The organism is Clostridium sp. JN-1, assembly GCF_003718715.1.
Taxonomy (GTDB): domain Bacteria; phylum Bacillota; class Clostridia; order Clostridiales; family Clostridiaceae; genus Clostridium_AV.
This window is the reverse complement of sequence record NZ_CP033465.1, coordinates 2,710,436-2,731,243: the sequence shown is the minus strand read 5'-3', so window position 1 is coordinate 2,731,243 and position 20,808 is coordinate 2,710,436. Positions and strand designations below refer to the sequence as shown.

General features: G+C 29.5%; 20 protein-coding genes. 6 read left to right on the top strand and 14 right to left on the bottom strand.

Annotation, left to right across the window (positions count from 1 at the left end; genetic code table 11):
• Nucleotides 1-9 precede the first annotated feature (9 nt).
• The 10 genes from asnS to EBB51_RS13090 all read right to left on the bottom strand — a co-directional run bounded on the left by asnS (nt 10) and on the right by EBB51_RS13090 (nt 9,188).
• Nucleotides 10-1,401 (bottom strand): asparagine--tRNA ligase, encoded by a 1,392-nt coding sequence (gene asnS, locus EBB51_RS13135; protein WP_123054862.1) that lies wholly within the window; start codon nt 1,399-1,401, stop codon nt 10-12.
• Nucleotides 1,402-1,501: 100 nt separating this feature from the next.
• On the bottom strand, nt 1,502-3,319 hold the full coding sequence (locus EBB51_RS13130) for a DUF4434 domain-containing protein (protein ID WP_123054861.1): 1,818 nt from the start codon (nt 3,317-3,319) through the stop codon (nt 1,502-1,504).
• A 17-nt stretch (nt 3,320-3,336) separates the two neighbouring features.
• Complete coding sequence (rlmH, locus tag EBB51_RS13125) at nt 3,337-3,816, bottom strand: 23S rRNA (pseudouridine(1915)-N(3))-methyltransferase RlmH (RefSeq protein WP_123054860.1); 480 nt, start codon at nt 3,814-3,816, stop codon at nt 3,337-3,339.
• A 72-nt stretch (nt 3,817-3,888) separates the two neighbouring features.
• Entirely contained in the window at nt 3,889-4,389 is a 501-nt protein-coding gene (locus tag EBB51_RS13120) for an SEC-C metal-binding domain-containing protein (protein ID WP_123054859.1), read from the bottom strand.
• Nucleotides 4,390-4,507: 118 nt separating this feature from the next.
• Nucleotides 4,508-5,068 carry a GerMN domain-containing protein gene (locus EBB51_RS13115; protein ID WP_123054858.1) on the bottom strand — a complete coding sequence of 187 codons (561 nt, stop codon included), beginning with the start codon at nt 5,066-5,068 and terminating at the stop codon, nt 4,508-4,510.
• A 17-nt stretch (nt 5,069-5,085) separates the two neighbouring features.
• Nucleotides 5,086-5,871: an MBL fold metallo-hydrolase gene (locus tag EBB51_RS13110; RefSeq protein WP_123054857.1), complete on the bottom strand. Its 786-nt coding sequence runs from the start codon at nt 5,869-5,871 to the stop codon at nt 5,086-5,088.
• 20 nt (nt 5,872-5,891) lie between these two features.
• Nucleotides 5,892-7,154, bottom strand: coding sequence for a UDP-N-acetylglucosamine 1-carboxyvinyltransferase (locus tag EBB51_RS13105; protein WP_123054856.1), 1,263 nt, complete (start codon nt 7,152-7,154; stop codon nt 5,892-5,894).
• Nucleotides 7,155-7,384: 230 nt separating this feature from the next.
• Nucleotides 7,385-8,122, bottom strand: a complete 738-nt coding sequence (locus tag EBB51_RS13100; protein WP_123054855.1) for a hypothetical protein — start codon at nt 8,120-8,122, stop codon at nt 7,385-7,387.
• On the bottom strand, nt 8,122-8,817 hold the full coding sequence (locus tag EBB51_RS13095) for an ABC transporter ATP-binding protein (RefSeq protein ID WP_123054854.1): 696 nt from the start codon (nt 8,815-8,817) through the stop codon (nt 8,122-8,124). The genes EBB51_RS13100 and EBB51_RS13095 overlap by 1 nt, the downstream gene beginning before the upstream one ends.
• A gap of 2 nt (nt 8,818-8,819) precedes the next feature.
• Nucleotides 8,820-9,188: a GntR family transcriptional regulator gene (locus EBB51_RS13090; protein WP_123054853.1), complete on the bottom strand. Its 369-nt coding sequence runs from the start codon at nt 9,186-9,188 to the stop codon at nt 8,820-8,822.
• Nucleotides 9,189-9,361: 173 nt separating this feature from the next.
• Between EBB51_RS13090 and EBB51_RS13085 the strand changes: the two genes are divergently transcribed.
• On the top strand, nt 9,362-9,913 hold the full coding sequence (locus tag EBB51_RS13085; RefSeq protein WP_123054852.1) for a 2'-5' RNA ligase family protein: 552 nt from the start codon (nt 9,362-9,364) through the stop codon (nt 9,911-9,913).
• A gap of 149 nt (nt 9,914-10,062) precedes the next feature.
• Here EBB51_RS13085 and larD read toward each other — a convergent pair whose 3' ends face one another.
• On the bottom strand, nt 10,063-10,773 hold the full coding sequence (gene larD, locus EBB51_RS13080; RefSeq protein WP_123054851.1) for a D/L-lactic acid transporter LarD: 711 nt from the start codon (nt 10,771-10,773) through the stop codon (nt 10,063-10,065).
• 61 nt (nt 10,774-10,834) lie between these two features.
• A complete protein-coding gene (larA, locus tag EBB51_RS13075; protein WP_123054850.1) occupies nt 10,835-12,118 on the bottom strand; it encodes a nickel-dependent lactate racemase in 1,284 nt (427 codons plus the stop codon).
• Between the two features lie 176 nt (nt 12,119-12,294).
• On the opposite strand from larA, the gene EBB51_RS13070 reads away from it, so the two are divergent.
• Nucleotides 12,295-12,951: a Crp/Fnr family transcriptional regulator gene (locus EBB51_RS13070; RefSeq protein ID WP_190285288.1), complete on the top strand. Its 657-nt coding sequence runs from the start codon at nt 12,295-12,297 to the stop codon at nt 12,949-12,951.
• 59 nt (nt 12,952-13,010) lie between these two features.
• Here the strand turns inward: EBB51_RS13070 and EBB51_RS13065 are convergent, their stop codons facing one another.
• Complete coding sequence (locus EBB51_RS13065; RefSeq protein ID WP_123054849.1) at nt 13,011-14,909, bottom strand: glutamine synthetase; 1,899 nt, start codon at nt 14,907-14,909, stop codon at nt 13,011-13,013.
• A gap of 350 nt (nt 14,910-15,259) precedes the next feature.
• Here EBB51_RS13065 and murI point away from each other — a divergent pair, with 350 nt between their 5' ends.
• The 3 genes from murI to EBB51_RS13050 are packed head-to-tail and all read left to right on the top strand — an operon-like array spanning nt 15,260 to nt 18,611.
• Nucleotides 15,260-16,036 (top strand): glutamate racemase, encoded by a 777-nt coding sequence (gene murI, locus EBB51_RS13060; RefSeq protein ID WP_123054848.1) that lies wholly within the window; start codon nt 15,260-15,262, stop codon nt 16,034-16,036.
• A gap of 55 nt (nt 16,037-16,091) precedes the next feature.
• Nucleotides 16,092-16,766: a helix-turn-helix transcriptional regulator gene (locus EBB51_RS13055; protein ID WP_123054847.1), complete on the top strand. Its 675-nt coding sequence runs from the start codon at nt 16,092-16,094 to the stop codon at nt 16,764-16,766.
• A gap of 54 nt (nt 16,767-16,820) precedes the next feature.
• Entirely contained in the window at nt 16,821-18,611 is a 1,791-nt protein-coding gene (locus EBB51_RS13050) for a heme NO-binding domain-containing protein (RefSeq protein ID WP_123054846.1), read from the top strand.
• A gap of 18 nt (nt 18,612-18,629) precedes the next feature.
• Here EBB51_RS13050 and EBB51_RS13045 read toward each other — a convergent pair whose 3' ends face one another.
• Entirely contained in the window at nt 18,630-19,526 is an 897-nt protein-coding gene (locus EBB51_RS13045; protein WP_123054845.1) for a radical SAM protein, read from the bottom strand.
• Between the two features lie 169 nt (nt 19,527-19,695).
• Here EBB51_RS13045 and EBB51_RS13040 point away from each other — a divergent pair, with 169 nt between their 5' ends.
• The gene (locus EBB51_RS13040) at nt 19,696-20,805 is read left to right on the top strand and encodes a hypothetical protein (protein WP_123054844.1); all 1,110 of its coding nucleotides are present in this window, start codon (nt 19,696-19,698) and stop codon (nt 20,803-20,805) included.
• Nucleotides 20,806-20,808 lie beyond the last annotated feature (3 nt).

The window sequence follows — 20,808 nt, the reverse complement described above, 5'->3', positions numbered from 1 at the left end:
AACTGTATATTAAAATTCTGCAGAACCAGGTGTTCTTGGGAATGGGATTACATCTCTTATATTTTGCATTCCTGTTAAGTACATTAATATTCTTTCAAATCCTAATCCAAATCCTGAATGTTTGGTTTCACCGTATTTTCTAAGTTCAAGATACCACCAGTAGTCCTTTTTGTTTAAACCTAATTCTTCAATTCTCTTTTCAAGGACATCATATCTTTCTTCTCTTTGACTTCCACCTACTATTTCTCCAACACCAGGTACTAATAGATCAGCTGCAGCAACTGTTTTACCATCTTCATTCATCCTCATATAAAATGCCTTTATATCTTTAGGATAATCAGTTACAAATATAGGTTTTTTAAATACTTGTTCAGTTAAGTACCTTTCATGCTCTGTCTGAAGGTCTATTCCCCAATGTACAGGATACTGAAATTCATGACCTGATTTTTCAAGAATATCAACAGCTTCTGTGTAGGTAATTCTACCAAATTCAGAATTAATTACATTTTTTAATCTATCAAATAATCCTTTATCAATAAATGAATTGAAAAATTGCATTTCTTCAGGAGCATTTTCCATTACGTAATTTATTATGTACTTAACTAGTCCTTCAGCTGTATCCATATAATCTTTTAATTCAGCAAAGGCCATTTCTGGTTCTATCATCCAGAATTCAGAAGCATGCCTTCCTGTATTTGAATTTTCAGCTCTGAAGGTAGGTCCAAATGTATATACGTTTCTAAATGCAAGAGCAAGAGTTTCGGCAGACAACTGTCCACTTACAGTTAAATTTGTTTCTTTACCAAAAAAGTCCTTAGAAAAGTCTACATTTCCATCTTTAGTTTTAGGCATATTATTAAAATCAAGAGTTGTTATTTTAAACATTTCACCAGCACCTTCACAATCGCTGCCAGTTATTATCGGAGTATTTACATATACGAAATTTTGCTCTTGAAAGAATTTGTGAACAGCATAAGCTGCAAGTGAACGCACTCTAAATACTGCTGAAAACGTATTACTTCTTGGTCTTAGGTGTGCAATTGTTCTCAAGTATTCAAGTGAATGTCTTTTTTTCTGAAGAGGATAATCTGAAGATGAATTACCTTCAACTGTTATAGCTTTTGCTTTTATCTCAAAAGGTTGTTTTGAGTTTGGAGTAACAGCCACAGTACCAAGTACTTTAAGAGAAGTACTTATAGGTAATTTACATATCTCTTTGAAATTATCTAAACTTTCATCAAGAACTATCTGTACATTTTTAAAAAATGTTCCATCATTTAATTCAATGAATCCAAAGGATTTAGAATCACGTATTGTTCTAACCCATCCAGTTAATTCGACTTCCTCATTATCAAAGCTTTCATATTGTCTATAGAGTTGTTTTACTAAAATTGTTTTCATATGTTTTCCTCCTGAAAAATTATAATGTTTGTAGTATAATGTGTCAATCTAGTTTTAATTCTTACCTTATAAGATAAAAGTATTCTATGACTTTTATAAGTTAATTTCGAACTTCTATTTCATCTATAAAAGTATAATTACTTGGTTTAGTAACAGAAAAGAATTTTACAAACCTAGCGTCAACAGGTGACTTAAGAGTCAAGAAAATTTTATACTTTGCTCCATCACGTTCTGAAAAAGGAACTGTAGGAAAGTTTAGCATACCAACTGGTTCATAGTTTTTTCCGTCCTTTGAAACCGATATAGAAGCCTTTTCAGGAAGTTCAGCCCACGAAGTAGGATTACTTAAATAGTCAATTGAAAATTGACGTATACTACAAATTTGATTTAAATCTACAGTTATCTCTACAGGATCATTATACCACCCTATAAAATAATTGTCTTTAACTTTATTATTTGGCGAATATAAAGAATCTGTTAATTTAAGTCCATTATCAGCATACGTTGATTGAGGATTAGGTGATATTGTATACTTACATCCTTTAGAAATCAAGTTAGGCATTTCGGATGCAGGAGTTATATTAACTGTAATTGACTTTGAAGGTTTAGATAGATTACCATCGAAATCAAAACTTCTAACCTCGTATGTGCATTTATTTATGTTTGTACCAAGGTAAGGCTTATCTACAAATTTATTAGAAGTTTCATCAATATTTCCACCATATTTTCTCTGTACAATGTTTTGATATATCAAAACACCATTTCGATATAATTTATAACCACATATATTCTTAGTATCATCCGGCTTATCCCAGGACACTAAAAATTGATTGTTCGAAATTGAAGATACATAGATATCCTTAGGTTCGTTAATTTTCACATTACTTAAGGTACCTTTTTTTAAATATTTAATATAAGCTTTATGAAATCCATCATCTATATTATTTGGACTATAATAATGGCTATAGGAAAAACATATAATGTTATCAACGCATGGACTTTCTAGCTTAAGCTGCTTTGTAAAACGATCAAGTGTTGAACTAGAGCTGTCCCTATAATCAAAGGTTTCTGCGTTTGCCCAAAGCAATAAACCACTTTTTGAGTTCACAGCTTTTTTTAAGGCAGTAAACCATTCGTTTACTTCATCAATTTTTAATTTACCACTGCCTATGGAGTCTTGAGGACAAAATATATCTCCAGGTTTAAGCTGTGTGTTTTTAAAAAACACCTTCCAGTTTTCAGCATATTCATTTGCACTACTGCAAAACGAATTCATGAAAGGAGACATTAAAAATGGAAGCCTCTCATTTTTGCTTACCAAGTGCTTAAGATGATTATTTACAGCATTAGATAGTACTAGAAATTGAGATTGAGTTGAAAACTTTGCATTATCAACTTCATATGGAAAATACCAGCCATAAAACGAATTTGGATATTTAGAATGATATTTTGAATACAACTCATCGGCAGCAGAATTCATTTTAACAACTTGTTCATTTAGCCAGTTTGCATCATCTCCAGATTTGTTCCACCAGTCACTATTAAAGTTTGTATCTATAAAGACTTTCATGTTTAAATCTTCAGCATTTTTCAAACAAAGATCTACAGGATCGTAATTACCATATATTTTTTGAAATCCAGGAATAGAACTTTTATAAGCTGTTTGAGTTATATTGTCTTTAGTTATAGAAACGCCAGATAGTACTATATAGTGCATATTAGCTTCTTTTAAATATGTAAGTTCTTTTTTCCACTTTTCGTCATTCCAATTTTGTGCAAGATCTACTTGAATAAAAGTTCCATCAGCTCTAGGCGGCTTGGTACTTTTCTTTAAAGGACTATTAAAATATATAAATACAAATATAAAAATTATAAAAACACATACACATATTTTAGAAATGTTTTTTTTTAGTTTCATAGTTTAACCAACCCCTCCTATTTATGATAAGGTTCATTATTCATTATTTTATAACTCCTATATAATTGTTCCATAAGTATTACTCTCATGAGTTGATGAGGAAAAGTCATCTTTGAAAAACAAAGTGAAAAGTTAGCTTTAGCTAATACTTCATCTGATAAACCAAGGGAGCCGCCTATTATAAAGACTAAATTACTATGTCCTTTGATACAACAATCTTTAATAAAAGAGGACATTTCTTCCGATGAGAGCATTTTTCCCCTAAGATCAAGTGTTATTATAAAGCTATTTTCTTTTATATGTTTTAAAATCGATTTACCTTCCTTTTTTTTAATTATCTCCTTTTCCTTATTTGAGTAATTTTCAGGAGCCTTTTCATCTGGAACCTCTAAAATTTGAAGCTTACAGTATCTACTAAGCCTTTTTGAATACTCTTTTATAGCATCTCTTAAATAGTTTTCTTTAATCTTACCAACGCATACTATATCTATTTTCATTATATCATCTCCTATGGTAAATTAAAAAAATCCTTACCTAAAATGTAAGGATTTTTAGCTGTGTACTGCAGCTTAATTTTTACCACAGCAATTTTTATATTTCTTGCCGCTTCCACAAGGGCAAGGATCATTTCTACCAATTTTATTTTTATTTATAACAGTTTTAGAAGCAGCCCATGTCTTATGAATTTCTCTTCTCTTTTCTTTTGAAAAAATTGAGTCCCATTGAGGAAGGTGATATAAATAATCAGCCTTAGCATCTAACATATTAAAATATAACTTTTCAAAGTCAACTTTAATACTAATGGAAGAATTATCATCTAAATTTTCCAAATCTAAATGTTCTTTTAAGCTATCATTTATTCCATCTAAAAATCCCATAAAGTATACTGGCTGTACTTCAAAATTTTCTGCCAAGTCTTTTATAATGCCATCAATACATTCACTGTGATCAGCTAGGACTTTTGTGTAAAGATGCTTTTCAATAGCACCATATTCTTTCCAAAAAGCAGCCTCTCCATTTGTTTTTACAAAACTTACAACTGTATCTGTCCAATCTTTATATAAACTCATACTTTTTTTCTCCTTTAAAAATACATATTACTTAAAACATTATAATAAAAAAAATACTTTTTTTCAACAATGTTTTAGCACGAAAATGTGTAATAACTTAGCAAGATTATATTAGTTACTACAATTTAGAATTATCAAGGTCATTTTTGCCAAGCGGTTTAGATAAATCAAAATGATTTCCCCATATGTTAACATCTTTATTTTCAATAGAAAGCTTTACTTTGTGTATTGAAGAAATCTGATTAAGAGACAAAATAATGCTTTCCAAACAAGCCTTTTCAACTTGCGGTGACATTGATATATTTGCTTCTTTACTAAAGTTTATATATGCAATGTTGTCATTTACAGAAAAGCTTATAAGTCTAGTATCCTTAGGAAGTAATGGTTTTGATTCACTTTTGACTGAAGGACCTTTAATCAACTCATTTATGATAGTTTCACCTAATAGCTCGTCTTTTTTTATTATCCTCTCTTCTTTCAACATCTTGAGGTTGTTTGGTGAAGATGAAGAATTAAAATACAAATTTAAGTCTAAGGTATTTTCCTTTTCATTAGATAAAACTATTTGCTTTTCTTTTTCTTTGTTGTTTGAACTCAAAAGATCCTTACTACTACATCCATAAAATAAGGATGATATCACGGCAGCAGACGATATTATTAAACAAAGAGTTTTTTTCATAGCTTCACCCTTTTTTATTAAAATTTTATATAGTTACTAGGCATATCTCTTTTTGCTATTGATAAATTTAAATCTAAATTTACCTTAATCCCTGCACTGTTTAGTACGTTTAGTACAGTTTGATAAGCAAGTTCGGGATAATTATTTGTCTTGCTTAAATGTCCTAATATGATATTTTTAAATTTACCATTTGTAATACTAACTATTGCTTTTCCACAGTCATCATTAGACAAATGACCTAGGTCACTAAGTATTCTTCTCTTTAGTACATAAGGATATGGTCCAAACTTAAGCATTTCTGTATCGTGATTACTTTCTAGTAAGATCACATCAGCATCCCTTAAGATGTGATTTAATTCTTTTGGAAAAAATCCAAGGTCCGTTGCTATACAAGCCTTTTTACTTCCACAATTTATGGAATATCCAAAAGGGGATGCAGCATCGTGAGAAATTTTATAACTTAATATATCCATATCTTTAATGTTAATATATTTATTGTCAAGTACTTTTATATTATCTTCTTTTATTTTGCCAATAGATTTAGCCATAGCCTTCCATGTAAGTGCATTTGCATATATAGGTATGTCATATTTTCTAGATAGAACACCTACTCCTTTTATATGATCTATATGTTCATGAGTTACAAATATGGCATCTATATCTTGTGGATTTTCACCAATTTGTGAAAGAGCACTTTCTATTTTCTTGCCGGCAAGACCAGCATCAACTAATATTTTAGTGTTATGTGCAGCAACAAATATACTATTACCGCTGCTGCCGCTATATAAAGGACAAAAAATCATGGCAACTCTCCTATAAGATACTATTCAGAATAAGAAACTCTTTTAATATCAGCACCTAGAGCTTTGAACTTATCTTCAATGTTTGGGTACCCTCTGTCTATATGTTCTATGCTCAATACTTCAGTAGTTCCTTCTGCAATAAGTCCAGCTATAACCATAGCTGCACCAGCTCTCAAGTCTGTAGCTTTGACAACAGCGCCTGTTAAGTTACTTACTCCATCTATAATTGCAGTTCTACCTTCAACTTTTATATTAGCACCCATTTTCTTTAGCTCATCTACGTGTTTAAATCTGCTTTCCCATATGCTCTCATTGATGATACTTCTACCTTTAGATACACTTAAAAGGGCACTCATTGGCTGTTGTACATCTGTTGGGAAACCAGGGTAAGGCTGTGTTTTTATATTTACACCCTTTAATGTTTTGTCAGATTTTATTGTAATAGAATCACCATCTTCTTTAACTTCTGCACCCATTTCTATGAGTTTTGCAGAAATTGATTCTAAATGTTTAGGAATAACATTTTGCAGGGTAACTTCACCGCTGCAGGCAGCAGCAGCAATCATATAAGTTCCAGCTTCTATTTGGTCAGGTATAACACTATAAGAACATCCTTTGAGTTCTTTTACACCAGTTATTCTTATAATATCTGTACCAGCGCCTTTTATATTGGCACCCATACTATTTAAAAAGTTAGCAACATCTACTATATGCGGTTCTTTTGCAACATTTTCAAGAGTAGTTACTCCTTCAGCCAAAGATGCAGCTAACATTACATTTATAGTTGCACCTACGCTTACTACATCGAAAAATATGTTTGTTCCAATTAATCTATCAGCTGATATTACAACTGAACCATGTTTTATCTCTACATGTGCACCTAGAGCCTCAAATCCTTTTATATGTTGATCTATAGGTCTAACCCCTATAGGACATCCTCCCGGGAGTTCTACCCTTGCTTTTTTAAATCTACCAAGCAGCGCCCCTATAAGATAATATGAAGCCCTCATCTTTCTAACATCCTCTGTATTTGCATTTAAGTTATTTATATTAGTACTATCTATTTCAACAGAGTTCTTACTTATTTTTAAATTACATCCTAAACTTTTAAGAATTCTTTCAAGACAATGAACATCCTCTATATTAGGTATATTATCTATAGTACATACATTTTTACTTGCCATTATAGCAGCAGGTAATATTGCAACAGCAGCATTCTTAGCACCATTTATTTCTATAGATCCAAAGAGGGATTTTCCCCCGTTAATAACTAATTTATTCATTATGTACCCATCCTTATCATAATCAAAATTTAATATTTATAATAAAACCAACATGTTAAAATTCAAATTATTACACAAATTTTATTATATCATAATTCCATGATATTTTAACAATAAATTTAAAAATATAAACACGATGTTTTGTGTAATATAATGTAAAAAAGCCCCTAAATTTAAAATTTAGGGGCAAGTATCATCATTAGAATTAAATTACCTAGTTATATTCGCTTTTACAAGTCAATTTTATTTTCGAGAATATAAGAACATCCAGTGAAGAATAATATGAATGTTAAAATACTAAATATGATTGATGATATATTTACAGAAAGTATACCTGTATCTGTTGAAAGCAAAGTTAAATCAAAGCATTGAGGGAATATAAATACTATAGTCTCGAGTAATTTAGCAAGTATAATAGAAATAACTATAAATATTATAAAGCTCCCAAGCTTACCAAATCTTCTGCTTTTAATGGCCATCTTACTTAATGATATGCAAAAATATATTAGTATTAATAGATAAATATATTGAAATATAGATGCTAAGATAACGAGTACTGCACCTTTAATATTAATTAAATGTAATGCATTTGAAATTTGCATTAGCATAACTTTTTCAGTTGTATAATAAGTTATATAGTTAAATATAAAAGCTATACATCCAATAAATACAGCTTGAATTAAAGCTGTTAAAACTTTAGCACCTAAAATAACACAGCCTTTCTCAGGTATACTAAATAAAAGATATCCACTATCTTGATACATATCCCTTGAAAATAACATTATGTTCCATATAAATACTATAATCATAGCAGCAAAACTTATAAGAGATGAACATGCAATTATAGAACCGCTTTGCCATGAATTGATTCGTGTATATAGCAATAAGTTTAAAATAATAATTGAAGAAGCCATTATAATAATATCTTTATATAAGCCTTTTAACTCATACTTAATTAGTTTTAACATTATTTAAAAACCTCCCTATACAACTCATCAATTGATACTTGTTTTTCACGTCTAAGTTCTTCTGCATCGCCTTGTAATACTATTTCTCCATTAGATATAAAAACAACTTCGTCAAAGAGTCTTTCAATATCACTTATAAGGTGTGTGGTAATTATCATTGAACTATCTTTACTGTAGTTATCTAATATAGCATTTAATATCTTTTCTCTTGTAGTAGGGTCAACTCCTCCTAAAGGTTCATCCAATATATAGAGCTTTGCTTTTCTCGAAAGAGTTAGAGTTAAATACAATTTTTCAGACATACCTCTTGAAAGTGATTTAACACTGCTATTTTCATCTAAATCCATGAATTTTAAAAATTCATATGCTTTTTCTCTATCAAAATCCTTATAAAAATCATTGAAGAAACTTATAGCATCTTTTATCTTCATCCATTTAAATAAATAGTCCTTGTCTGGCAAGTAGGAAACTATTGATTTTGTATAAGTTCCAGGCTTTTTACCATCTACTAATATTTCACCGCTGTTTTGTTTTAATATACCAGCTGCTATTTTAAGAAATGTTGTTTTTCCACTGCCATTTGGACCTAAAAGTCCTACTATTTTACCTTTTTCTATTTCTAAATTTATATTATTTAAAGCTTTTTTATTGAAATAATTCTTTTTCAAGTTTGACGCTTTAACTAGAATATCCATATCTATAATTCCTCCCCTAGTTCTTGTCTTACAATATTAATTATTTCCCTTGAGCTGAATCCTAAACTTTTCATTTGTTTTAAAAATTCATATATAGATTCTTTAGCCATCTCTTTTTTTAGTTGATTCACAATATCAGTCTCCTCACTTACAAAACTCCCTGTACCTCTTTGAGTATAAGTTATATTTTCCCTTTCCAACTCTTGGTATGCTCTTTGGAGGGTATTTGGATTGACTTTGAAGTTTGCAGACATTTCTCTTACTGAAGGAAGTTTATCTCCCGGCTTAAGTTTGCCAGATACTATATCCCTTTTTACAAAGTTAACTATTTGCAAGTAAATTGGGATCTTGTCATTAAATGTTATTCCCATTATGATACCTCCATATTGTTTTAGTGTACTATATTAACAATACACTAAAACAATATACAAGTCAATACGATTTTTCGCATATTATCATTTTGCAGACATTTTAATATAATGATATAATTAATACTAAGTTTAGTTATATTTTATGGGGAAATGATTTGGAGGATTAAAAAAATATGAAGTATTATTTAGTAGCTTTATTTGATAAAAATTCTTGCTCTAATATAGAAAAAGTACAAAGGAACATATGCAGAAGATATAAGCTTTATAAAAATATACATATGCCTCATATAGATATGGAAGTATTAGAAGACCCAGATATAGATAAGTTTTGCAAAGTTGTTTCTGATATATTGAAACCTTATAAAAAATTTAAAGCTGAAATAAATAATGATTTAAGTTTTAATACAAATTTTAGAGTAGTAGATATTAAAGTTGAAAGTAAAGGATATATCATAAGGTTAGCAAGACAGATAAATGAAATGCTTAGACTGCATAAATTTAATGTTAAGGAAAATAACTTCGAAAATAATGATCTTTATATACCTCTCGCAAAAGCTAATTTTGGGTTAAAGGAATGGAATAACAAAGAATATGTAGCGGCATGTGAAAGTGTAAAAAGGAATGAATTAATCAATACTGTCAAAATAGATAAGATGGAATTGTGGAAAAGTGTAAACAATAGAAAGTCTAATATTATAAAAACTTTTGAACTGCGTGATTTTTAATTTCACAGCCATAAAGTTAAGTTTATATTTAATACAGGATAATTTATTATCCTGTATTATTTTTAACAGATATTTTATAAAAAGGTGTTTATGAACCTTATTTTATAATTGTAAAGTAAATAGAAATATTAATTTTGCCATATACAATATCAAACACCAAAATAACAATGTATGAATGCTGCAGCTAATGCAGCACCAACAAAGGGTGCTATACCAGGTATTAATAATCCATATTGCCAGTCATTGTCGGCTTTATTTTTTATTGGCAGTATTTGAAATGCAAGTCTTGGACCTAAATCACGAGCTTGATTCATTGCGAATCCAGTAGGACCTCCTAGTGCCATACCGATTGCCCATACTAAAAGACCAACTCCTATTGGCAGCATGCTTTCATTTTTTAATGCTATTGCTAAAATAGATGATACAAATATAAAAGTTGCAAACATCTCTACAAAAAAGTTTCTTGGCAAATTACGAATAATTGGGTTAGTAGAAAAAATATTTCTAATAGCAATTGGATCCACTTCGTTTTCACTAGCTTTAAAGTGGTCAGCATACAGTACATATACAATTAATGCACCAATAAGGGCACCTAAGAATTCTGCTATACAATAAGGAATAAAATAAGACCAAGGAATCATTCCTAATATACTTTGAGCTAAAGCCATAGCGGGATTAATGCAGACACCCCCAAAAACAAATAAAGCAATTGAAATTCCAAATGCCCATGTTGTAATTGCAAATAAATGTCCACTTCCGCGATATTTAGTATTTTTTAATACCTCATCACAATGTACTCCTACACCAAATATAATCATAAGTGCAGTACCTAAAAATTCAGCAATTAAATTGTGAAACATGTTTATTCCTCCTGTTGTGATTTATATAAATTTTTTACTTCAAATTATTTAATACTTTATGTTAATTTTTAGGCTTAACGATGACACTTAATCCATCAGGTATTACTGCTACCTTTGCATCCTTTCCTTTTAATTCAAATGCACGATTTAATGCTTCGTTAATGGTCCTCACAATTTCCATGTGTAAACCAGTAACTAGCGAAGGATCTACTAAATCAGAAACCATAATAACCTTATGATGAACTAGAATTCTAGCTAAAATTTGCGATGTCCACTGTTCTGGTAAAGTTTTTGATCTAGGGGTTTTAATTGCTAAATCTAAGAATTCTTTTGGATCTTTTACATTAGCTATATTATCATAAAAATCTTGTCCGCCGTGTCCATCTCTACATCCAGCGGCCATAATGATTACTCCACCTTCATTTAAAGTTGCTTCTGCAGCTGTCATCCCTTTAACTGCCTGATAAATATTTTGGTCAAGAGGATATCCACCATTTGTAGAAATAGCTATATCACAATCAACTTTATTTACACAAGCCAAACTATTTACAAATTTACAGCCTGCTAGATGGGCTTTTTCTAAATCGCCGGCAAATGATCCAATAATTTTATGATCGCCATTTAATACTACATTAATAATGAAAGCTAATTTAGCAGCTCTTGCTGCATAAACCATATCTTCGTGAACTAAGTTATGACACAAGTTTCCAGTACGGGAATTCTTATTATTTATAAATTCTCCACTGTGATTTGCCATAATTGTTTTATATGAAGCAATACCAGGTAATACTGATTTCCTACCGCCAGAAAATCCGGCAAAGAAATGTGCTTCTATAAATCCTTCCGCTAAAAGTAAATCAGCTTCAGCAGCAATTTTATTTATGATACATTCTCCACCACTTGGTAAAATGCCGATTTTTTTCATGGATGCATCGTCCTTTGAAATGTGCATTACTATTTCTTCATTATCAACAATTTCTTGTCCATATTTGGCGATTAATTCTTTCCTTGTACTTGGTCTGTGAAATCCTGCAGCAACTAAAATACGAATACGTGCATTAGGAGATACGCTGCGAATTCTCCTCAATAAAATAGGTGTAATAATATGAGAAGGAACTGGTCTGGTATGATCACTACTAATGATGACAATATTTTTTTTCCCTTTTGCTAATTCTTCCAAAGAAGTACTGCCTATTACATTGTCTAATGATTTTTCAACAATTTCATTTTCTCTTTCTTTACACTCATAAGTTCCCTGCTTCGATTCCAATAGTCCGGCAAAATTTTTTTCACTCAATTCAAAATTAACGTTCTTAGAATCATATGGTAATTTAAATTTTAACATGATATCTATCCTCCTCTTTCGTTAATTAGTATATAATTAAGTTATAGTGTGATAAAATATCATATGATGTCAACAAATGTTAACAAATGTCACATTAAATTATGTGTTTTGACAATTTTTTTAAATTAATAATTGATTTAAGCTGTTTTAATGAAAAAGTATAAGGAGGGATATATGTGGATTTAGGGTTCTTGATAAACTTTTTAGAAATGCATAATACACCAGTTGTTACTAAAAGATATCATACATATTTAACATACTATGGATTAGAAGAACAATATACTTATGTTTTAAAAAAAGGAATAATTAAAACAAGTATTATTTTAAAAGATGGACGTGAGTTTAACATATCTTATATTTGTGTACCGAATATTATATCTTTATTGAAAGATGAGGTCAGCAAATATACATCTTCGCCTTTTAATGTAAGGATTGAATCTCAAAAGGCAATTTTTTATAAAATTCCACGGGTTACATTTTGGAAATATGTACATAGTAATATACAGTTACAAAGATATATAAATCAATATTATAGATGTGAATTATCAAAAAGCATACATAACCAACAAATCATGACTATGAATAGTAAAAAAGGTGCAGTTTGTGCTTTCTTATACAGCTTAATCAATAAGTTTGGCAAAAGAGAAAAAATAGGATACCTAATTGATTTTCCGATAACTAATGAAGACATAGGAGGATTCTGCGGAATTTCAACTCGAAATAGTGTAAATCGTATTCTTCATGAATTAAAAAAGGAAAAAGTAATTGATATTGAAGATCAAAAAATACACATATTGGATGTGGATTACTTATTTGGTTTTGTACTGCATTAATGTTAGAAGAATTACTTAAATAAAAATACACTGCCCTAAGGCAGTGCATTTTCATTATACTAGATGTCTAGTAAGTTCTTTTTATAAGTGCTGTATAAATCTCTTAATTCATTGATTTTTTCATCAAGTTCTATTTGAAGATTTGAAACTTCATCATAGTTGTTAATTTTACTAGCATTCTTTATTCTTGTAAATAAACTCTGCTTTTCATAAGAATCCTTTAATAGATAGTACCTTAAGTCGTTTATCCTCATCCAATTAGCAACATCTAAATCTAATGCTTTGTCTATAGAATGAAGCATTTTACAACCTCTTATTTCATCTGCATAATTTGGTATAATTCTATTATTCATTTCTATAATCCACTTTGTAGTAATTCCTAATCTAAAGCTGTTTATAAGTTTTTCATTAAATACGCCGCCTTGAAGAAGAACTGCTTTCTTTTCAGGGTATTTGTCAAGAGCACATAAGTTTTCATATACTGTGTTAGGTGCTTTACCAAAGTAATTTTCTCTTTCTTCATCAGTAAAGTCTTCAAACACATCCTCTTCACTTCTGTATGCCCTGGATTTTTCCAAGTAATCAGCTTCATCTCCGGGATTCTTAGAAAGTTCAGCTAAAAGGTCATCTTCTGTTTTACCATTAGTTACTGCATATTTTATTCCATCTATCATTGCTTGGAATAAAGCAGAAACAACTAAATAAGTGTTTGTATGAGGATTTGGAGATCTAAGCTCAAATCTTGCAGCTAAAGGATTGTTGACATCCCTTATTACTCCAACTAATACAGTTCTGTTTCTAGATGGAATATCAACAGAATTTCCTATTGATGTAACTATGCATATAGGAGCTTCAAAACCCGGCTTAAGTCTTCTTAATGAGTCATTTGTTGAAGAAACAAATGGGTTTATTACTTCATAATTCTTAAGAATTCCCATTACTGAAGCATACCCAAAAATACTTAAGAAGTGTTTTATTGGAGCAGCAAACAGATTGATTCTTTTGCCGTTTTTAAGCTTTAAAGCTATACCAAGGTGAGTGTGTTTTCCGCTTCCAGCAACACCATCCATCGGTTTTGCAAGGAAAGTTACATCTAATCCATTACTTCTGAAAACCTCTTTAACTATACTCTTTACTAATAATTCATTATCAGCAGCTTGTAATGCAGTAGAATACTTCCAATCTATTTCAAGCTGTTCCATTATGTGAGTAAAGTTTCCTGATTCATTTAATTTAGCTTTTACTCCACCAACTTCTTTGTGTCCCATTTCAGGTTCTAAACCATATGTCTCCATTAATGAAAGTGATTGTTCAAGCGCTGTTCTAACGCATCCTTTTATCTTTGACCAGTATTGTTCCTGCAGAACTTGTGAAGTAGATAATTCTTCAACACTAGATTTATCGTTAGGAGTTTTTACCCAAAATTCTAGTTCGGTAGCACAAGTAATAATTACATCATCTATATCATCATATTTAATTTCAAAATTTGATAGTGATTCTGGGTATTTTTTAAATAAATCTAGAAGAGTTGATCTTAAATATTGAACAGAGTTTTTTAGAATATGTCTTGAGTCTACTGGTGAATTTTCATGATACAAGAAGCAGGGGATTCTCAGTGTTCCTACAGGTTTTCCACTTATAGGATCTAAATTTTCATTGTTATATTCGATAAACCAGTTAACATCAAGATCTGCTAACATATCTACTTTTGCATTATTTAAGGTGGCAATTCCGGGGAGTACAACAGAAGAGCCGTCAGTTTGAATTGCGCCCTTTAGGAAACCTGTTATATCATCTAAGAATATATTAATAGGAATTTTTTCGTCAGTTGCATTACCAGCCAAGTCAATTGCAAGTAATGATACAAATTTTATTTCCGGATGAGTAGTTAAAATTTCGTTCAAATCTTTTTCTGAGTGTTTCTCTTTCGAGATAACATAAATCAGATCTTTTATCATATATTTACCTCCTAAAAAGAAATAAAAGAGTTTTTTTTTAATCCCCAATATTTTACTTTGAAAATTGAAGAATATTTACTCTTTTATATATATTGATTATTAATATTAACATTTTATCATTTTTATATATTCATGATTTTATAATTAATATTTACATATGTCAATAGAAAATTGAAAGTTTATTTAAATAAACTTTCAATTTAGTACAGCTTTTTTAATATTTAATTAAATAAAAACACTACATTATCGCAATGATATCGTATACATAATGTGATTATAGTTTTATATATTTTTATTTTATTATATAATGAATATATTATAATATTTTTTAAGTTTTATGAGGTGGTAAAGTGAAAGTGGAAGATAGACCAATAGGTTTTTTTGATTCAGGAGTAGGTGGAATAAGTGTTTTAAAAGAAACATTAAAAGTTCTTCCAAACGAAAACTTTATTTATTTTGGAGATTCTGCTAATGCTCCATATGGAATAAAGAGTGTTAACGAAGTAAAAGAATTAACATTTAATTCAGTTGAATTTTTGATAAAAAAGAATGTAAAAGCAATTGTAATTGCATGTAATACAGCTACAAGTGCTGCAATAATAGATTTAAGAGATAAGTATGAAGCTAGTATGCCAATAATTGGAGTAGAACCAGCCTTAAAGCCAGCAGTTGAATTACATAGAGAAGGCAAGATAATTATAATGGCAACACCTATGACTTTGGCAGAAAGCAAGTTTAAAAATTTAATGGATAATTATGCTGATGTTTCAGATATATTACCATTACCTTGTCCTGGCCTTGTTGAATTAATAGAAAATGGGAATACAGATGGTGAGGAAGTAAAGGCATATTTAACTAAAATGGTAAAACCATATGAAAAAGAAGGTATAGCAGCTGTAGTTCTTGGGTGTACTCATTATCCTTTTATTAAAGAGTCACTTAAAGCAGTGCTTAATTTAAGCGTTCCTATTATAGATGGAAGTCTTGGAACTGCAAGACAATTAGAAAGACAATTAGTGGAATATAACATTAAAAATAATACAGATTCAAAAGGAAAGGTTGAAATATTTAACTCACTAAATGATGAGGCTATCATAAAATTAAGTTATAATCTGCTTAAATATTAAAGTTTAAAGTCATATAGATAATGATGTTATACATATTATGCGGAGGTAAATATATATGAGTAGGGTAGGAGAAAAAATTAGAAGTGTAAGAGAAAGTAATTCTATGTCACAAAAGCAGTTGGCTAAAAAATTAGGAGTTAGTGAAGGCTTTATAAATGATGTTGAAAATGGAAGGAAGATAATAAATCAAAATTTAATTGATAGAATATCAAAGGTACTCGGAAAACAAATAAATGACATAACTATGTCATTTGAAGAAGAAGTTTTTAATGAAGATAAAAGTGAAAGTAATTCTTATTTTAAAAAGTCTAAAACTAAAGATGTTAGTGATGTTTGGAATGATGCTCTTGGATCAGTTTTAAAAAATATACCTATATATAAATATAATTTAAAAGAAAAAGTAGGATTTAAACAAATTCCAATTATAAATAATAAAATAGAAGGATATTCTCAAGATAAGGTACTGTATGTAAAAGTAGAAGATGATGATATGATAGGTTTTAGAATGGATAAGGGAGATATAGCATTTGGATTTACAACACATGAAATTGTGAATAATTCAATATGTCTTGTAGAGTATGAAGGTGATAGAGCTATTAGACAAGTAAAAAAATTAGATAACAATAAAATACTTCTTGTAAGCAATAGAAAAAGTTTAAGAACGGAAACAGTTGAAATAAAAAATTTAAATATTTTAGTTAAATTTAATAGATTGGAAATAGAACTTTAAATTAATATATCAAAAGTATTGAGATAAATACAAAATGAGTAAAGGGTGATATAAATGAAAGGTACAGTAGTTTCTACATGGATGAAAACTTGCAGAAGCTTATATGGTGATGACCCAGTAAATAGAGCTATGCAGGATGCAGGTTGGAGTACAGATAAGATATTTTCACCTACAGAAAGCATAGAAGATTCAAAAGTAAATCAAGTAATAAACCATATAGCAAAGCATAATAATGTAGATGTTAAGGATTTATGGAGAAAAATAGGTGCGGATAATATAAAGACATTTCACAATGATTTCCCATCATTTTTTAAACATGAAAACTTATATTCATTTTTTAGTTCTATGTTTAATATTCATAATATTGTAACTAAAAAGATACCTGGAGCAAAACCGCCTTTAATAAAGGTCACACCAGTATCAGGTAAAGAAGCTATATTTGAATACAAATCAAAAAGAGGCATGTTTGATTACTTGATGGGATTAATAGAAGGAAGTTCAAAGTTTTTCAACGAAAAAGTAAAAGTTGATGAATTAGATAGGTCTGATGACTATATAAAATTAAAAATGAAGTTTGAAAAGGGAGTATATTTAAAAAAGGTTTATAAGTTCAATAAACTGCTTTCTTTTGGATTTATTAAAAATGTAGGAGCTAAAGCAGGTATATTTACTTTTATAATTACTTTAATTATAAGTACACCACTAGTTGGAATACTTAAATCTATAATAGTTTCTATAGTATCAGCATTTTCAGCATTCATATCTGTAAATGAACTTATGAAACCACAAACTGCCATAAAACAAGAGATTAATAAAATTACTGATAAAAGTTATATAGATACAGAGAACATAGAAACCTATGATTTATTCGAGGATACATTTAGTATGCTAAAAAAATATGAGGATAGTATGAGACTGGAGTTTACTGGGATAAAGGGTATTACTGATGAAATGGATACATTTGTAAATGACATAAATAATATATCAAATTCCATGAACAATACATCCACAGAAATATCTCAAGTAGTTGAACAAGTAGCAGATTCTTCAGTAGATCAAGCTCAAAACACGCAAAATACTGTTTCAATATTAAATGAAAATATTCAAAGTTTAAAGAACATAGTTAAAACTGAAGACAAAAATAAGTCAAAGATTGAAGATGTAATTATAAAAATAAATAATAGTTATAAGAATGTAGATAATACGAGCAAGAATATATTAAATTCACTTAAAAAGTTCCAGAAAGTTAAGGATAATGGATTGGAACTTGAAACAAAGGCAAAAGATATTACCGGAATAGTGTCAATAGTTGCAGATATTTCAGAGCAAACTAATTTACTTGCTTTAAATGCATCAATTGAAGCTGCTCGTGCAGGAGAACAGGGAAAGGGATTTGCAGTTGTTGCAGAAGAAGTACGTAATTTAGCAGAACAAACACAGAGTGCAGTGGAACAAATAAATTCAAACTTAATACAATTCACCAGCGAGATAGGAAATTTGGTTGAAGAAATAGAATATCAATATCACACACTTCAAGGTGAAACTGGCAATCTCGATAATGTAAGAGACATGAGTTATGAATCAACTAAAGCTGTACAAATGGTATCTAAGTCTATGATAGAGACAATAGATAATTTGGGAAGTCAATCTAATTCTATAGCAAATGCTTATGATAATATGGAATCACTTGCAGCTATAGCAGAAGAAAATTCTGCTTCCACAGAGGAAGTAAGTGCAAGCGTTACAAATTATATTAATCAAATTAAGAAATTAGGAAGTAACGTTGATGACTTCCAGATGATAATTAAGATGTTCAAAGATGACCTTGGTAGATACACAATTTAATATGGGATTAATCCCATATTAAATTCCTCTTAAGTCGAATTCAGGTATAAAACTTTCAGAACACGTGCCTTCTTCTTGAATAAAGGCATTTTTTATTCCAATTGATAAACAGTAGTCTATTAAAACATCATAGTGTTTAGGACTTAATTTTCTATTTATTTCCGGGAAATGAGAAGTATTATGTGCAGGAGTAAATTGATTCATTATGCTTATATATATTGAATCACCATAAGTTTTATGTAGATAGTCCATTATTTTTTTTGAATCAAATAAGAGACCAGGAAGCATAAGGTGTCTTACAATAACTCCTTTTTGGATTATGCCATTTTTATCAAATCTTGCTTTTCCAACTTGTGAAAACATTTCTTCTATAGCTTTAGATGCATAATAAAAATAATTATTTGCATTTGAATACTTTACAGCATATTTATCATTAAAGTATTTTAAATCAGGCAAATAGACATCTATATATCCTCTTAGTGCACGTATAGTTTCTAAGTTCTCGTAACTACTTGTATTATATATTATAGGAATATTAAGTCCTTTAGATTTTGCAATGTCTAGAGACTTTATTATCTGTGGAACGTAATGAGTAGGACTAACCAAGTTTATATTTAGTGCACCTCTTTTTTGCTGTTCTAAGAAAATTTCGCTCAACCTTTGTATAGTTATTTCCTTACCTATACCATCAGAGCTTATTTTGTGATTTTGACAAAATACACATTTTAAATTGCAGTTTGAGAAAAACACTGTACCAGAACCTTGAGTACCAGATATACATGGTTCTTCCCAGTAATGAAGAGATACTCGTGCAACTTTTACATTTTCTTGAGATTTGCAAAATCCAACTTCTCCATTTAATCTATCTACTCCGCAATTTCTAGGACATAGTTTGCAATTGTGCAGATCCAGCATATATTCACCTTCTATTATAAATAATATATAGTAACTTAAATTATAGTGTATATATGATTAGATGTTAAGAAAAATTAAATATTTAAAATAATAATTTATAAATTAAATTTAACTTTAAGGGAAAACTAAAGACAAACTATTATTTAAAGGAAGGATATGAGAGTATAGTATGTTGATTTTACATAAGAACGTAAAAAAAATAACTTTATTTATAATTATGATATTTCCTTTAATATTTACAGGTTGTACATCTGGCAAAAAAACAGAAAGTGATAAGTCAAATGCTTTTGATATAAAAGCAGCTGCCAATGTTACTGAATCATATATGAATGCAGTCGCTAAAGGCAATATAGATAATATAAGTCAATTTTATAGTAAAAAGCTTTCAAAAAGTCCAGCTAATAGTGAAAATCAAAATTTAAAAATTTTTGGATACAATATAGCAGAAACGAATGAAGTTGGATCAGCAGGGTTATTTAAGATAATGGTAAGTCGTTCTGACTTAAGCAAAGTTTTTACGAGCTTAGATCAGTATGATGTGAGAATATCTAAGGAAGATAATGATTACAAAGTTGTTGATACAAAGGATTCAATTGAAAAGGAAGCTTTTGAACAAGATGGCGAGATAAGACTTAGAAGTAAAAACAATGCTAATACAAATCTTGTTATAAATTTTGAAGGATTACCCAGCTATGCTTTTTCTAAAGATGATAAAGCTAATATAAATAAAATTTTAGTACCTAAAAAGTTTTCTTTAATTAGTTTTTCATATGGTGGAGATTCTCTAGCAATTTCTACTTATGATAAAAATTCTTTTTTAGGTATTGTAAAAATTGATGAAACTTTAGCGGTTCAATCTTCTAATGGAGGAGATAATAATGAGCAAGGAGGTCAAGGAGGTGGAGGTCAAGAGTCTCAAGGACAAACCAAAATTAAAGAAAAGCCAATTGGGAAAGAAGTATTTCCATTAGATATGTTAAAAGATGCAAAAGTAGAGTTCATGTCATTTTCACCAACAGAAAAGTTCATAACTGCACAGTATTCTACAGTAAATGAAAGTAAAAGTCTTAGAGTTTATAAAGCAGACAGCGGAGATATGATACCTTTTAAGTTTGAAGATAAGTATCCTATAGACAAAGTTAATGTTCTTTTCTCTTCGTATGATAAGGATAATTTAAACTTTGATGTAGTTCCAAAATCAGCTAATGATAAATCAGTATCTAATTATATAGGTAAGTGGCAGTTAGATTTAAAAAATTTTAAAGAAGTTAAAATGTGATAT